At 70.8% G+C, this 14,629-nt stretch carries 17 protein-coding genes and 1 pseudogene; 7 read left to right on the top strand and 11 right to left on the bottom strand.

Going from position 1 to position 14,629, the window contains the following annotated elements; translation table 11 throughout:
- Positions 1–3: 3 nt before the first annotated feature.
- The 3 genes from KIF24_RS07720 to KIF24_RS07710 all read left to right on the top strand — a co-directional run bounded on the left by KIF24_RS07720 (position 4) and on the right by KIF24_RS07710 (position 3,880).
- Positions 4–1,824: an NAD+ synthase gene (locus tag KIF24_RS07720; protein ID WP_221083446.1), complete on the top strand. Its 1,821-nt coding sequence runs from the start codon at positions 4–6 to the stop codon at positions 1,822–1,824.
- A 126-nt stretch (positions 1,825–1,950) separates the two neighbouring features.
- Positions 1,951–2,796 carry a 3-methyl-2-oxobutanoate hydroxymethyltransferase gene (gene panB / locus KIF24_RS07715; protein WP_221083445.1) on the top strand — a complete coding sequence of 282 codons (846 nt, stop codon included), beginning with the start codon at positions 1,951–1,953 and terminating at the stop codon, positions 2,794–2,796.
- A gap of 571 nt (positions 2,797–3,367) precedes the next feature.
- Positions 3,368–3,880, top strand: coding sequence for a hypothetical protein (locus KIF24_RS07710; protein WP_221083444.1), 513 nt, complete (start codon positions 3,368–3,370; stop codon positions 3,878–3,880).
- A 140-nt stretch (positions 3,881–4,020) separates the two neighbouring features.
- On the opposite strand, the gene npdG is transcribed toward KIF24_RS07710, so the two are convergent.
- From npdG to KIF24_RS07690, 4 genes and pseudogenes are all read right to left on the bottom strand, one after another.
- On the bottom strand, positions 4,021–4,719 hold the full coding sequence (gene npdG, locus KIF24_RS07705) for an NADPH-dependent F420 reductase (RefSeq protein ID WP_221083443.1): 699 nt from the start codon (positions 4,717–4,719) through the stop codon (positions 4,021–4,023).
- 106 nt (positions 4,720–4,825) lie between these two features.
- Positions 4,826–5,272, bottom strand: a pseudogene (locus KIF24_RS07700) (RNB domain-containing ribonuclease); the annotation flags it as partial.
- Between the two features lie 69 nt (positions 5,273–5,341).
- Positions 5,342–6,190, bottom strand: coding sequence for a histone (locus KIF24_RS07695; RefSeq protein ID WP_221083442.1), 849 nt, complete (start codon positions 6,188–6,190; stop codon positions 5,342–5,344).
- A 79-nt stretch (positions 6,191–6,269) separates the two neighbouring features.
- Positions 6,270–6,470: a hypothetical protein gene (locus KIF24_RS07690; RefSeq protein WP_230415366.1), complete on the bottom strand. Its 201-nt coding sequence runs from the start codon at positions 6,468–6,470 to the stop codon at positions 6,270–6,272.
- A gap of 162 nt (positions 6,471–6,632) precedes the next feature.
- On the opposite strand from KIF24_RS07690, the gene KIF24_RS07685 reads away from it, so the two are divergent.
- The 3 genes from KIF24_RS07685 to KIF24_RS07675 all read left to right on the top strand — a co-directional run bounded on the left by KIF24_RS07685 (position 6,633) and on the right by KIF24_RS07675 (position 8,274).
- Positions 6,633–7,142, top strand: a complete 510-nt coding sequence (locus KIF24_RS07685; RefSeq protein ID WP_221083441.1) for an NUDIX hydrolase — start codon at positions 6,633–6,635, stop codon at positions 7,140–7,142.
- A gap of 293 nt (positions 7,143–7,435) precedes the next feature.
- On the top strand, positions 7,436–7,807 hold the full coding sequence (locus KIF24_RS07680; RefSeq protein WP_221083440.1) for a hypothetical protein: 372 nt from the start codon (positions 7,436–7,438) through the stop codon (positions 7,805–7,807).
- Complete coding sequence (locus KIF24_RS07675) at positions 7,804–8,274, top strand: roadblock/LC7 domain-containing protein (protein ID WP_221083439.1); 471 nt, start codon at positions 7,804–7,806, stop codon at positions 8,272–8,274. The genes KIF24_RS07680 and KIF24_RS07675 overlap by 4 nt, the downstream gene beginning before the upstream one ends.
- Before the next feature lie 23 nt (positions 8,275–8,297).
- Here KIF24_RS07675 and KIF24_RS07670 read toward each other — a convergent pair whose 3' ends face one another.
- A complete protein-coding gene (locus tag KIF24_RS07670) occupies positions 8,298–8,783 on the bottom strand; it encodes a DinB family protein (RefSeq protein ID WP_221087238.1) in 486 nt (161 codons plus the stop codon).
- 155 nt (positions 8,784–8,938) lie between these two features.
- Between KIF24_RS07670 and KIF24_RS07665 the strand changes: the two genes are divergently transcribed.
- Entirely contained in the window at positions 8,939–9,310 is a 372-nt protein-coding gene (locus tag KIF24_RS07665; RefSeq protein WP_221083438.1) for a hypothetical protein, read from the top strand.
- Positions 9,311–10,368: 1,058 nt separating this feature from the next.
- Here the strand turns inward: KIF24_RS07665 and KIF24_RS07660 are convergent.
- From KIF24_RS07660 to KIF24_RS07635, 6 genes are read right to left on the bottom strand one after another with little or no spacing between them, the layout of a single operon-like run.
- The gene (locus KIF24_RS07660) at positions 10,369–10,707 is read right to left on the bottom strand and encodes an immunity 51 family protein (protein WP_221083437.1); all 339 of its coding nucleotides are present in this window, start codon (positions 10,705–10,707) and stop codon (positions 10,369–10,371) included.
- 50 nt (positions 10,708–10,757) lie between these two features.
- Entirely contained in the window at positions 10,758–11,975 is a 1,218-nt protein-coding gene (locus tag KIF24_RS07655) for a tyrosine-type recombinase/integrase (RefSeq protein ID WP_221083436.1), read from the bottom strand.
- The gene (locus KIF24_RS07650) at positions 11,975–12,157 is read right to left on the bottom strand and encodes a helix-turn-helix domain-containing protein (RefSeq protein ID WP_221083435.1); all 183 of its coding nucleotides are present in this window, start codon (positions 12,155–12,157) and stop codon (positions 11,975–11,977) included. The genes KIF24_RS07655 and KIF24_RS07650 overlap by 1 nt, the downstream gene beginning before the upstream one ends.
- The gene (locus KIF24_RS07645) at positions 12,157–13,908 is read right to left on the bottom strand and encodes a replication initiator (protein WP_221083434.1); all 1,752 of its coding nucleotides are present in this window, start codon (positions 13,906–13,908) and stop codon (positions 12,157–12,159) included. Before KIF24_RS07645 ends, KIF24_RS07650 begins: the two co-directional genes overlap by 1 nt.
- The gene (locus KIF24_RS07640) at positions 13,905–14,441 is read right to left on the bottom strand and encodes a DUF2637 domain-containing protein (RefSeq protein ID WP_221083433.1); all 537 of its coding nucleotides are present in this window, start codon (positions 14,439–14,441) and stop codon (positions 13,905–13,907) included. The genes KIF24_RS07645 and KIF24_RS07640 overlap by 4 nt, the downstream gene beginning before the upstream one ends.
- Positions 14,438–14,629 (bottom strand): hypothetical protein, encoded by a 192-nt coding sequence (locus tag KIF24_RS07635; protein WP_221083432.1) that lies wholly within the window; start codon positions 14,627–14,629, stop codon positions 14,438–14,440. Before KIF24_RS07635 ends, KIF24_RS07640 begins: the two co-directional genes overlap by 4 nt.

The raw sequence follows: 14,629 nt of genomic DNA, 5'->3' as shown, positions 1-14,629 counted from the left end.
GGCATGCCCACCCTGCGTCTCGCCCTGTGCCAGGTCAACCCCAGCGTCGGCGACCTCACCGGCAACGCCGCCCTGGTGCGCCGGTGGACCCGCCGGGCCGCCGGCTCCGGCGCCCAGTTGGTCCTGTTCCCGGAGATGATGCTGACCGGCTACCCGGTGGAGGATCTGGTCTTCCGGCGCTCCTTCGTCGCCGCGTCGAAGGCGGCGCTCGATCGGCTGGCCACAGACCTCGCCGCCGACGGGCTGGGTGAGCTGCCCGTCGTGGTCGGCTACCTCGACGCCGACGGCCCGCCACAGGTCAGCGCGGACGCCGAGCCGGGACGGGGCGCGCGCAACGCCGCCGCGCTGCTGCACCGCGGCGAGGTGGTGGCCACCTACTTCAAGCACCACCTGCCCAACTACGGGGTCTTCGACGAGGACCGCTACTTCCTGCCCGGCGACATGCTGACCGTGGTCCGGCTCGGCGGCGTGGACGTGGCGCTGACGATCTGCGAGGACCTGTGGCAGGCCGGCGGCCCCTTCGCCGCCGCCCGCCAGGCCGGGGTGGGGCTGGTGGTCAACATCAACGGCTCGCCGTACGAGCTGAACAAGGACGACCTGCGGCTGCCGGTGGTTCGCCGGCGGGCCGCCGAGGCCGGCGCCACCATCGCGTACGTCAACATGACCGGCGGTCAGGACGAACTGGTCTTCGAGGGCGACTCGATGATCGTTTCGGCCGACGGGACGCTGCTGGCCCGGGCGCCGCAGTTCGTCGAGCACCTGCTCGTACACGACGTGGACCTGCCCGCCGTGGCCGAGCACGGCGGGGCCCGGCGCGCCGGAGCCGGGGCGGCGGGGGCAGAACGTGCCGAGGGAGCGACGCTTGCCGACGGGGCAGAGCTTGCCGACGGGTTGCGGGTGGTGCGCCGTACCGTCGACGACATCCCGCCGGCACCCGCGGGCCCGGCGGCGACCGGCGGGATCATCGAGCCGGTCGCCGACGAGGCCGAGGTGTGGCAGGCGCTCGTGCTCGGGCTACGCGACTACGTCGACAAGAACCGTTTCCCCTCGGTGGTGCTCGGGCTCTCCGGCGGCATCGACTCGGCGGTGGTCGCGGCCATCGCGGTGGACGCGCTCGGCGGCGACCGGGTGGTCGGGGTCTCCATGCCCAGCCAGCATTCCTCGGAGCACAGCCGTTTTGACGCGGCCGACCTGGCCAAACGCACCGACCTGGACTACCGGGTCGAGCCGATCCAGCCGATGGTGGACACCTTCCTGGCGAACATGTCGCTGTCCGGGGTGGCGGTGGAGAACCTCCAGGCCCGGGTACGCGGCGTCATCCTGATGGCCCTGTCGAACCAGGAGGGCCACCTGGTGCTGACCACCGGCAACAAGAGCGAACTGGCGGTCGGCTACTCGACCCTGTACGGCGACTCGGTCGGCGGCTTCAATCCGATCAAGGACGTGTGGAAGACGCTGGTCTGGCGGCTGGCCAAGTGGCGCAACGCCGAGGCGGCCCGGGTGGGCGGGACGGCGCCGATCCCGGAGAACTCGATCGGCAAGCCACCAAGCGCCGAGCTGAGCCCGGGGCAGCTCGACAGCGACTCGCTGCCCGACTACGACGTGCTCGACCCGATCCTGATCGGCTACATCGACGGCGACCTCGGCCGTGACGGCCTGGTCGCCTCGGGCCACGACCCGGCCGTGGTGGACAAGGTGCTGCGGATGGTGGATACCGCCGAGTACAAGCGGCGCCAGTCCGCTCCCGGCACGAAAATCTCGATGAAGGCGTTCGGACGGGACCGGCGGCTGCCGATCACCAACCGCTGGCGCGAGGACGGCTGACCGGGCGCCGGGCAGCCCGACCACAGTGACATCCTCCACTGCGCCCTGCCGCGACCGGGGCCGGCGGTGCGACGATCGCGGCAGAACCCGGGGACCGCGTACGCGGCCTCGAGGAAGGAGAAGATCATGGTGGAATCCACTCCGGCCGAGGTGACCGCCCTCTACGGCGGCCCGGCCACCCGCCGGGTCCGCACCCGCGACCTGCTCGCCGCCAAGGAGCGCGGCGAAAAATGGTCGATGCTCACCTCGTACGACCAGTACACGGCCTCGATCTTCGACGCCGCCGGCATACCGGTGCTGCTTGTCGGCGACTCGGCGGCGAACAACGTGTTCGGCTACGAGACGACGCTGCCGGTGACCGCCGAGGAACTGCTGCCGCTGGTGCGGGCGGTCGTCCGAGCCACCCGGCACACGCTGGTCGTGGGCGACCTGCCGTTCGGCTCGTACGAGGAGGGTCCGACCCAGGCGCTGCGCACCGCCGTCCGGTTCATGAAGGAAGGCGGCTGCCACGCGGTGAAACTGGAGGGTGGCCGGCGCTGCGCCGCGCAGATCGAGGCGATCGTCGGCGCCGGCATCCCGGTGATGGCGCACGTCGGGTTCACCCCGCAGCGCGAGCACACCATCGGCGGCTACCGGGTACAGGGCCGCGGCGAGGCCGCCGACGAGGTGCTGGCCGACGCCCGGGCGGTCGGCGAGGCCGGCGCCTTCGCGGTGGTGCTCGAAATGGTGCCCGGCGAGATCGCCAAGCGGATCACCGCCGAACTGCCGATCCCCACGGTGGGGATCGGCGCCGGCCCGGAGACCGACGCCCAGGTGCTGGTCTGGCAGGACATGGCCGGCCTGCGTACCGGCAGGGCGCCACGCTTCGTGAAGCGCTACGCGGACCTGGCGCAGGTGCTCGGCGAGGCGACCCACCGCTTCGCCGACGAGGTCCGCGGCGGCCAGTTCCCCGCCGCCGAACACACCTTCTGACCAGTCCGTCCACCCAGCCCGCGCCGACGGTCCGCGAGTGACGGCCAGCCGCCGGGTGACGGCGGACAGCGGGCGACGGCGGAGGTGGCGGCATTCCCGGTCGAGCCCGTTCGTTCAGCCCTTCATGGAGCATGGCCGCGTACTCCTGCGCCATGGCGTCGTAGGAGTTGCGGATGTCGGCGAGGAAGGAGGCGGCCGGCAGGCCGGCGACGCTACCGATGGAGTCCCGACACCAGGTCCCGGGTCCAGGCCCTCAGGCCCTCAGGCCCGGCCGGTGCAAGGCGGGTGCGTCTGGGCTGCGGGTCTGCCCGGAGGACGCACGGACGTCCGTCGTCCGTCGGGGCGCCGCGGTCTCGGCGTCGAGGCTGCCGGCCAGCCGGGTACGGCCGTCGCGCAGGTCGGAAAGGGTCAGGTGCCGGTCACGGGCGGCGCCTGCCGCCTCGGCCTCCGGCGCCCGGCCGTCGAGCGGAGGGCTGGAAGCGGTGGTGCCGGGCGGGTCGCTCGGTTGGCACCGGCAACAGGGCCGCCGCCGGGAAGCACGATCCAGCGTAGACAGCTAAGGTGTACGACCGTGAGTCGCTTTCGTACTTCTGCTGTCGCCCTGACCTGCGCCTCGCTGCTCGCCATCACGGCCTGCAGCGGTGACGAGGGCTCCACCACCGCCGAATCGTCGCCGTCCGCCACCGCGCCGACCGCCCCTGCGTCGGCTGCGCCGGACACCGCGCCGCCGTCGACGGCCAGCGCGGCCGACGTGGTGGGGGACAAGAAGCTCTGCCAGGCGGCGAAGAAGGCCAGTGACGAGATGAAGGCTGCCCTGGTCGAGGCCCTGCAGTCCGGCGGTGATCCGTCGCCGGCCGCGTTCAAGGAGGCCTTGGCCGGGCTGGAGGAGAAACTGGTGATGCTGGCCGCCACCGGCAGCGGCGACAGCAGGGTGGCCGCCACCCTCGGGAAGTTCAGCACGGAGGCCGGCCGGGCGGCAGCGGCCGCGGATCCGGCGACGGCGGCGGACAACCCCGTCTTCGAGAAGGCCGGCGCGGAACTCACCGCCGCATGCAAGAAGGCCGGCGTCAGCGTCACCTTCTGACCGGCAACGCGGCCACCCGACCCGTCCCGCTCAACCGTCGAGCCCGGCGGACCGGAAACGCCGTGGCCTCAGCGACGCATCGTCCGATCCGCCACCCGTCTACCCGAATCCCAGCGGCCCCGAGGAGCCGGCAAGGTGTCTCAGAGGTCGGTGATGCGGACGCCGGCGTGTGCCTTGTAGCGCTTGTTGATGGCGATCAGGTTGGCGGTGAACGCCTCGATCTGGTGGGCGTTGCGCAGCCGGCCGGCGTAGACGCCACGCATGCCGGGGATGCGGGCGGCGAGCGCACCGACGATGCCGACCAGTTCCCGCTCCTCCGTGCAGATCAGCACGTCCAGCTCGATCCGGTCGATCTCCGGGTCGGCCAGCAGCGGGGCGCTGACGTGGTTGAACGCCGCGCAGACGCGGGAGTCGGGCAGCAGCGCGGCGGCCTGTTGGACGGCGCTGCCCTCGGGCACGGGCAACGCGTACGGGCCCTGCTTGTCGAAGCCGAGCGGGTTGACGCAGTCGATGACGATCTTGCCGGCGAGCGGTTCGGCGAGCGCGCCGACGGTGGCGGCGTGCCCGTCCCAGGGCACTGCGATGATCACGACGTCGCTGCGGCGGGCCACCTCGTCGTTGTCGGCCCCGGTGACGCTGCCGACGCCCGACACTCCGGGCAGCGCGGCGATCTCGCCGGCCGACTCGGCCGCCCGCCCGGCCGAACGGGAGCCGATCAGCACCGCCTGACCGGCTCGGGCCAACCGGTAGGCGAGCCCCCGACCCTGATCCCCGGTGCCACCGATGATGCCGATGGTGAGCCCGGACACGTCGGGCAGCGCACTCGCGTCGTATGCCATGGTCGTCATCCTTCCAAATGCGCTGGCCCGGCAGCAGCGACCGGGGCTGTGACAAACCACGCTGCCCAGGTGATGGCGCAAACGGTTCAGCCCGACAGGATCCGAGCGGGCGCCCCGTCCGCAGCCGAAACCAGGCCGCGAGCGCGCCCGCCAGCATCAGGTCGGCGGCGGCCATCCCGGTGAGCAGCGAGATCTGCGCATTGTGCTCCTCCATCGGCACCGGCGCCCGCAGCACCAGCCGCCACCCGTCGCCATCGGCCGCCACGTCCTGCTCGGGGATCGGCAGGTTGATCGCTCACCGACGCAGCCCCCGGGCGGGAAGCAGGGCGCCGATCTCGGGCAGCAGGGTGATCGGCGCCGGCAGCCGACCCGCGTCGGCGTCCAGGTCGATGGTCCACAGCACGGCCGCCCGGTCGACGCCCGGCCGGGGCGGCGCGGCGGCGGCCACGTCGGCCTCCTGCTGCGCCGCCTCCGGATAGGCCACGGGCAGTCCCAGCTCACGGCGCAACGCGCCGAAGTCGATGCGGGGTCCGACGGCGCGTCGGATGACCATGGGTCAATCCTGACGGCGCCCCGCGCGCTTCGCCCTCCCCCGGGCGACGGCCGTTCGGCGTACGCCGGGTCAGCCGGCCGCCTTCCGCGCGGCGCCAGCCCGCCCGGCCGAAGCCGCGCGCCCCGTACTCCTGGCGACGGCCTTCTTCGCGGGCGCCTTCTTCGCGACGGCCTTCTTCGCGGGCGCCTTCTTCGCGACGGCCTTCTTCGCGGGCGCCTTCTTCGCGACGGCCTTCTTCGCGGGCGCCTTCTTCGCGGGCGCCTTCTTCGCCGCGGCCTTCTTCGCGGGCGCCTTCGCCGCCGTCTTCCGGGCCGACGCCGTAGAGGTCTTCCGCGCCGCCGCCTTCTGCGCCGCCGAGGTCGCCTTGTTCGCCGGCGCCTTGCGCGCGGGCGACGTGCTCCGTGCGCTCGTCGCCTTCTTCGCGGGGGCGGCCTTGCGCGCCGGGGCGGCCTTCTTCGCGGACGCCTTCGCCGCCGTGGTCCGCGCGGTCGCCGCCTTCTTCGCGGGCGCCTTCGCCGCCGTGGTCCGCGCGGTAGCCGCCTTCTTCGCGGGCGCCTTCGCCGCCGTGGTCCGCGCGGTCGCCGCCTTCTTCGCGGGCGCCTTCGCCGCCGTGGTGGTCCGGCGGGCACCGGTGGCGGTCCGCGCCGACGTCGAGGCCGCCTTCTTCGCCGGTGCGGCCTTCGCCGACACCGTCTTCTTCGCGGGCGCCGCCTTCTTCGTCGCTGCCCTCCGCGTCGCTACCTTCTCAGCGGTGGTGCTCTTCCGCGCCGACGAACTCGCCCTGGACGCCGGGGCGGTGCCGTTGGCGCGCCGGGTGGACGGGGTACGGGCGAGGCCCGCGGTGCGTTCCGTCGCGGCGGTCTTCCTCGCGGGCGTACGTTTCGCGGCCGGGCGGGTGGCCTGTTGCGCTTCGGCCATCTCGGTTCCCTCCTTGGGGACGTGCCGCCGCCCTCGCGACGCACGCCGTACCTCGACGCGGGAGGCGTTCCCGCGGCGTCTACCTGTCCTCCCCGGCCCAACGGTCGTCCTCGGCCTCCCACGCTTCGTTGCGCTCCCGCACCTGTTGCAGGGCGTTCTCCGCGTCGGCGGCTGAGGCGTACGGTCCGAGAACGTGCCGGGCCGGGCACACGTCGGCGTCGGTCTCGACCCGGTGGTGTCGCGTACACCAGTAGTAGCGTCCACGTCCGCTGTCGCTCATGGGATCACTGTGCACCGGGAAACGACCGCCCGCCACCGGAACACCGCAAGTCACCAGGCACTTCCACAGTAGACGTGCTCCCCGGCCGGCGGGCCTGAACTGCGGAATCAGACCCGCCCGGCCGGATGTGCAGCGGTGATCACCGGCGGCTAAGGTCGCCGGATGGGCGTACCGGACTACATCCTGCGGATGCGCAAGCACGTCGGCCATGACCTGCTCTGGCTACCGAGCGTGAGCGCGGTCGTCCGCAACGACGCGGGCGAACTACTGCTCGCCCAGCGCGCCGACGACGGGCGATGGTCCGTGGTGAGCGGCTTCGTCGAGCCGGGCGAGCAGCCGGCCACCGCGGTCGTCCGCGAGGTGCTGGAGGAGACCGGGCTGGAGGTCGAACCCCTGCGGCTCAGTAGTGCGGTGTCGCACCCGCACACGTACCCCAACGGGGATCACTGCGAATATCTCAACCTGGGCTTCCACTGCCGCCTACTCGGTGGCGAGGCACGGGTCAACGACGACGAGTCGTTGGACGTGCGATGGTTCCCGCCCAGCCGGCTGCCCGAGCTCGACGAGCACGCCCGGCTGGTCATCCGGCATGCCCTCGGCGCCGAGACCTCGGCGTTCTTCCTGCCCGCCGGGATGCCGTGGGGCGAGCCCGGAGAACTGGAGCAGGGATGAGCCGCGGCGGTACCTGACCGAGTTGGTCGCGGTCGCCGGCGATCTGCTCGGCGACGAGCTGCGCGGGGCGCACCCGGCGGGATCGCTGAGGCTGCCAGCTCGCTCTGCCGCTGAGGAACGGTTAGCAGACGGACACGTCCGCGAGACATCAACCGCAGCGGCGTTTCTCGGCCGCCTCGGTGGTCACCCACCGTGGCCCGCTCAGCCTGATCGCGCTACACAAGGTGCGGACAGCAGGTTGCCTGTGCAACTCTCGTCCGAGATTTCTCCGTCAGTTGACCCTGGAGAGGCACGTGGCCAACCTGGATTCCGCCCTTAAGGACGCCATGACGATCGACGGCGCGATCGGCATCGCGCTCGTCGACTACACCAGCGGGATGACCCTCGGCGTGGCCGGCGGCACGCCGGAGATCGACCTCACCGTCGCCGCCGCCGGCAACACCGACGTGGTACGCGCCAAGATGCGCACCATCGAGATGCTGAAGCTGAACGACGACATCGAGGACATGCTGATCACCCTCGGCAGCCAGTACCACATCATCCGGCCGCTCAACGGCTCCAACGGCAAGGGGCTGTTCCTCTACCTCATGCTCAGCAAGACCCGGTCCAACCTGGCGCTCGCCCGGCACCGGCTGCGCAGCATCGAGGAGCAGCTGGAACTGTGAGCACCGGCGACACCTTCCTCCCCCGCCGTACCGCGCAGCAGCCGAACCTACCGCCACCGGTCAGGCTTCCCCCGTCGCTGGCCGGTGACCCGTCGCTGCCGTACCCGGCGATCGGCACCGAACTGCACGAGCTGCGACTACAGATTCCCGGGGTGCAGGGAAGTGTCCTCGGCGGGGTCGACGGCCTGCTCATCGCGCACGACGTGCCCGACACCCTGGACCCGGACGACCTAGCCGCGATGGCGGCGGCGACCTTCGGCCTCGGCCGGCAGGTCAGCCTCCGCCTCGGCCAGGGCGAATTCCGCCAGTCCACCGTCCGCAACGAGGCCGGCTACTTCGCCGTGTACGCGGTCGGCCCGCACGCGCTGCTCTCGGTGGTCGGCGCCGACGCCATCAACGTCGCCCGCCTGCACCTGCACGCCCCGCCGGTGGCCGAACGTCTCGCCAAACTCCTCGCCCCCGCCTGATCCGCGAGTCGCCGGAACCTCGGTCAGATGGCGCCCGTCGAGCCGTCGGTCAGTTCGCGGAGAATATCGGCATGGCCTACGTGCCGGGCCGTCTCCTCGATCAGGTGCACCAGGATCCAGCGCAACGAAACCTCCCCGAGCTGCGGGTGAGGCACCACATGGTCGAGGTCGAACCGGGCCGCCACCTCCCGCGACCGGGCGCATTCCGACTCGTACGCCGCCGTCAACCGCTCGACGGTGTCACCCTCAGCCAACGCGAAGCTGGCCGTGGCGTCCTCCTCGGAGGTGAGATAGACGTCCCCCGGGCCGGGCGCGAGCAGACACCGGAACCAGTTCCGCTCAACGATCGTGAGGTGCTTGACCAGGCCGGCGAGGGTGGTTGCCGACGGCACCAGTCGCCGGGCAGCGTCGGCCTCGGAGATCCCCCGCAGCTTCCCGAGCAGCACGGCGCGATGAAAATCGAGAAACGCGTCGAGCACGGCACGTTCGTCGCCCGTGCTCGCCATCATCGCCGTGACCACATGGTCGGGGCGGCTCTCCATCATCCCCGGACCCTAACGGCAGCCCACCCACCCCGCTGCCCCGCGAGCCGCCACCGGCGCGCCCCGCGCGATCCGTCGATCACGCCTGGTCGACCCGAGCGATCCACACCTACCATGTGCCGATGATCGATCAGGGTCGACGACGCGTTCCCACCCCGGTCGTCGCCGCCGCGATCATCTTCCTGCTAGGCAACGTCATCCAGGCGGCCCAGATCAAGACGAGCACCGCCCCCAGGGCCACCGAGCCAAGGGCGACAATCTTCGCCGTGGGACTGATCCTTCTCTCGCTGGCCCTCACGTACGGCTTGTGGCACCAGGTCGGGCGAGCCCGGACCACGACGGCCGGCTTCGCCGCTTTCAACATCGCGTACGCCTTGGTGGAACTCCCCGATATCCACGCATGGACGGTGTTACGAATGGTGGCCTTCGCTGCCGTTGTCGGCTTGTTGCTGCTGCCCGCATCGTCTCGACAATGGTTCCCGCACGGCACGTGAGTCGCCCCGGCACCGATCCCACGCCCTCGGCGTCCGCTTGGCCCGGTCCAAGCCCCGTGGAACCGGGGGCGCTTCGACAGTCGCCACGCCCTCTGCATTCTTTCGACGACGAGCAAACGTGTGCCACACGTGCCAGCCCATCAGCGCGCTAATCACCGCGAAGAGTGCTGCGGCCGGCCACATCTCGGCATCCTGCGACGCCGCACCCACGCCCGCTACGACGGTGTCGATACACATGATGGTGAAAAGGACGACCCGCGCGGCTGGCCACTTGATGTACGCCTTCACGATCCAGTAGATGGCAACGAACGGGATCGCGATCATGGCCGCGACAATCCACAGACAGCCCACTCCGCCCGTTACGGTCGGGGCGGAACTCGGCCGGGAGCGTGCAGTGGAGCGGGAGCGATTGACGCGGTGGTCATTGACCCAGTGGCCACGTCTCCAATGCCTACGACGCCGGTAGGTCGTCATGGGGCTCCCTCGCTAGGCATCGGCGACCGCTCCTTCCCGCAACCGGACTACGGAAGCCCACCGCCATGTCATCAAGCCATGTAAGAGGCCCCGGCGCCGGGGGCCACAGCGGTGTTTCCTCAAGTGTCAGCAAGAGAACCCAGAGGGGAAACATTCATGCACCGCACGGGCGGGGTACCCACCAAGATCCAGTCTGGCAGTAGTCCGAACGGACACCTCCAGGACGAGACACTGCGGCAGGCGGGGCCAAGGCAGCAGAGGCTCCAGGGCCGGCGAGCAGCCAAGCCGGCGAGCACCTGTGAACGACCACGGACCGGCGTACCCAGAACGTCCGGACGTCCTCAGAGCGTCAAATGCCGGCCAGTGTTGACCAAGAACGACCACCGACACCCGAACATAGGACCAGCTCAGAGCCTTGATCGGGGCTCTGAGCTGGTGGGCGACGGACGAGTCGACCTGTACGCCGGATTATGGAGTTTGCACGCACCCTGAGCAGGCGTTCCGTCTTTCGTAAGCCTGCTCAGGGCGTCGCCAGGGCGTTCGGGCTCTGCGGGTGCGTGGCACGCCGCCGGCTGAGCTGGCTGTCAGTCGTCGAACTCGAACCCGCTCGCTTTGGCCTCCGAGACCAGCCGCCGCAAGCGTTCGCCATCGGTCACGACCACGTTCATCCGGGCTGCCAGATCTTCCAGCGCGCTCCGATCGGTCCCGTAGGCGCAGAACATGCCAGCCTCGGGGTCATAGGCGAACCGGCCTTCAAGCGTCGGGGCCTCGGTGCTCACGAGAACTTGTGCGACGCCTTCCCAGAAGTACCCGTTGGGCTCGTGATCAAGCTCTCGAATCAGGTCGTCAACCGGCGTGGTCCCCGCCTCCAGCAGCAACGAATACTGCCCTGAAGTCGTCTCGATCAGGCTAAGCAAGGTCATCTGGGAAGCCTGGCACCGCTCGGTGGTCGGGGCAAGATCCGGAGTCGTCGTCACGCGCTCAGCCCTGGTTCGCCAGCCGCAGGATCGAACAGGCTGTCAATAGCCTGCCTGGTGCGTTCCTCGCTGGCCGGCATCAGATGGGTGTAGACGCGGAGCGTGAAGCCGGGGTCGGCGTGGCCGAGGTACGACGCGAGCGCCTTGATGCTCTCCCCCGCGTCGAGCAGCGACGAGGCGTAGAAGTGGCGAAGCGCGTGCATCCCGGTGGACCGGGTCGGCGTGATGCCGGCCGCCACGACAGCGGGCCGCCAACTCTTGTTGTCGAAGGTGCGCCGGTTGATCGCACCCCGGCGGGTGGTGGTGAACAGCAGCGGCACCGTGACCCGCTCCTCGTCGGCCGGGTTCTCCCACGGCAGCGTGAGCGTCACCGGGTCGCAGTCCTTCATGTGCTGGCGCAGCACCTGGGCGACGGAGTCAGGCAGCGGCACCCGACGGTCACGGTCGTTCTTGGGTAGCCCGAAGACGAGCCGGGACCGGACGAGCTTTACCTGACGCGAGACGTGCACCCAGCCTGCATCGAGGTCGACATCATCGACGCCGAGCCCCAGGATCTCCCCCTGCCGCAGACCGCAGCCGGCGCCCAGGTCGACCATCGCACGGTACCGCTGGGCGAGCCCACCGCGGATTGCCGAAACCTGTTCGTACCGCCAGGGCACCACGCGGCGCTGCACCGGTCGCGGTGGCTTGACCGACTTTGCCGAACACGGATTCTTGGCGATCCGCTCGTCGTCGACGGCCGCGCCGAGGATGGTCCGCAGGTGGGCGAAGACCACGGCCCGAGTCGCCGGGGCCAGCTTGCCGACCATGCCCGCGTCCCACTCCCGGATGTGGCCCGGCTTGATCTCGGCCAACTTCTGAGAGCCGAAGAACGGCAGCAGGTGCTTGCGTACCCGGAACTCGGTGCTCTCCCGGGTCGACTCGTCGAACGAGCGCGTACGGAGCCAGGTTTCGGCGTACTCCGCGAAGGTCATCCGGCCTGCGACCGGGTCGACGTACGAGCCGCGCAGCTTGTCCGACTCGGTCGAGACGAGGAACGCCTCAGCCTCTCGCTTGGCGCGGTCAGGGAACGACTTCTTGCGTTCCTTGCCGTCCGGGCCGATGTACCGCACCCGGTAGCGCAGGCCCTTGCCGAACAGTTCCGTCTTGACCCGTTCCCGTCGCCCGCCCGGGTGACGCAGCGTCTTGTACCAGCGATCCTCGATGTGTGCCATCAGGCCGCCGCCTGCTCACGTAACCACGATCGGACCGCTTCCGGCTCGTACCGCAGGTGTCGACCGACCCGGGCCGCCGGCGGACCGTACTTGACCTTGCGCCAGCGGTACAGCGTCTCGGTCGGCACCCGCAGGTACGCCGCCACGTCCCGGATCGTCCAGAGCCCATCGTTGCCCGCCATCACAGCCCCTCCCCCGTCGTGCCGTCCGGTCCCGTCATCGACTCGGTCTCGGCGAGCTGCGCGGCCCGGTCCTTCGCGGCGAGGAGTTCGGAGCGCCAGCGGGCACGTTCGCCGATCGCCCGCAGCAGCCGATGGGACAGCGGCCCCACGTCGGGGTCGTCGGGTCGGGCGAGTTCCCAGGCGTGCCGGAGCGGTTCGACGGTGGCGCCCTGGTCGTCGACGCCATCCAGGCCGACGGTCACGCCGAGCAACGCCCGCACCCAGGCCCGCACGTCGTGCTTGTGGTCGGAGAGCGTCTTCCCGGACCAGTCGCGGGAGATGAGGATGCGCCGGCCGCCGATGCCGAGGGTGTCCCGCTGGTGGACCTTGCCCTTGCACCGGCCCGGCTTGAGCTTCGCGTTCGCCTTACGCGGCTGGACCCCATAGAGCAGCCAGTTCGCGCAGCGTTCGGTACACGGGGTCACCTGGAGTTGCTGCCAGAGCCGGTCGAGGTGCTTGCGCTGCCGGTCGGTGGTCGCCTTGTGGCAGTCGCCGGTGTGCTTGGTGATGTACTTCGTGACGTAGCGGATGGTCCGCTCGGCGTCCTCGGTGCCGGGCATGACACCCCGGGCGTCGACCTGGGAGCCGAAACGCACCACGTGCGCCGGTTCCGAGTCCGGGTCTTCGTCGATGTCGTCGAGGGCTTCCGTCCAGGTGGTCAGCGGCTCGCAGGTGTCCGGGTCGACCCACGCCGAAGCCTGCTCGTCCCAGACCGGCAGCCGGTCGAGGGTGTACCGCTGGACATCGACCGAGGGCCACCACACCTGGTGATAGGTCGCCGCCGCCACGGTGCGCAGCACGTCCCGTGGGATGGTGCCCCGGATGGCGAAGTGCGCGTGTGGGGCGAGACGTCGTTGCGGCTCGACGCAGCCCGCGTACTGGACGTTCCAGCCCTCACAGCGGCGCAGGTTCTGCCAGAACCGATCGAGGAGCCGGGGGAAGTGGACGGCGTCCCAGGCGGCGCGGCGGTAGTCGTACCGATCCGGGTTGACCGGGGTGCCGTCAGGGCGGACCGGGCCGTAGGAGTCCAGGGTGAGGGTCAGCCACATCGACGGCCGGTAGATCGACCCGTCCGGCGCGGTGTAGGTCTTGCCGACCGTGCGCCGCTCGACCGTGCGCCGAGGCAGTTCCGGGGCATCCTGTCGCCGCCGGGTGGAACGCTTGCGGCGCCGGCCGGTGTCGTCGTCGTCCTGGTCGTCGTCGCCGGTCGAGTGCGGCGGTGCGACGCGGCCCCGGAGCCCTTCGGCCGCGATCGCCTCTTCCACTTCCAGGATCGCCTCGTCGAGGTCGGTGACCTGGTCCCACTGGCTCTCCCGGGACGCCTCGTCACGGGAGAACTCCAGATGCCCGCGCAGCAGGACCAACGCCTTCTGTTCCTCGGTCGCCGGCTCCGGTGGCGGTAGCGGCTCGTCGTCGCGGTGCCAGCCCTCCCGAATCTGCGCCTGCCGCAGCCGGCGGTTCTTCTTCGCGCACGGCCCACACTTGTCTTCCCGCGTCGCGCCGCAGGGCAGGTCGATGACCTCGGTCAGCCCGGTGTTCAGATCGGTGCGGCGCATGGCGAGCGGACGCACGCAGACGCCGTACTCGGCCGCGATCTCTTTGAGCACGTCAACCGAGCGGGGCAACGCCATGCGGGCCGCCCGCGACCCCGGCCGAGGTGGTGCAGCCGGGGTCGGGGCGGGTTCGAGGCCGGGCAGGGTGGCAGCGGTCATCGGATGATCCCGACGACGTGCGGCCGGTTGGGCTGAACGACACGGGGCGGCACCACCGCCGGGACGACAGCCGCCGGCTCAACCGGGTGGACCGGTTCGACATCGATGGCCGGCTCCGGTTCCTCGGTCTGGTGCGCGGTCGGCTGGTCGACGGCGGGCCGGGTGACCGGGGCGTTGGAGAGGACGACCTTGACCAGCGCGAGGAACGCCAGCGAGGGCACCGCCGCCACGATCCAGCCCCACACCGACGGTTCGGCTCCCGCTACCTGGGCCGCGAGGGACAGCAGCGCGAACGCCACCAGGAGCGCGCCGACCAGGCCGACGGGGCGGCCGGTGCGACGGCGGGCGCGTAGCTCCAGGCCGAGGTAGATCGCCATCAGCTCTACCGCTACGGCGTTGGCCCAGCCGATCCAGTGCGGCTGGCCGTGGGCAACAGACAGGTCATGCACGTGGGTGAAGGCCGCAGCGCCGGCCATGGTGCCGATGGCGAGCAGGATCACCAGGCGTACCGCGGATTCGGTGCGGTGAGTCATCGCCACTCCTCCAACGGCTTCTCGCGGATGGTCAGGTCGATGCGGATGCGCCGGCCGTCCATGTCGAGGCGGCGGTTGACCATGTGCGCCACGCCGTGCAGGGCGGCGGCGGTCTGGTCGGAGGGGCCGACGAGCCGGATGCGCAGTGGACGCCGGAGCCGGTTGATGATGCGGGTGAGGGGGGTCAC

The organism is Micromonospora tarapacensis (assembly GCF_019697375.1).
Taxonomy (GTDB): domain Bacteria; phylum Actinomycetota; class Actinomycetes; order Mycobacteriales; family Micromonosporaceae; genus Micromonospora; species Micromonospora tarapacensis.
Note: the sequence above shows the minus strand (reverse complement) of the source record. Positions and strands in the feature narration are given on the sequence as shown.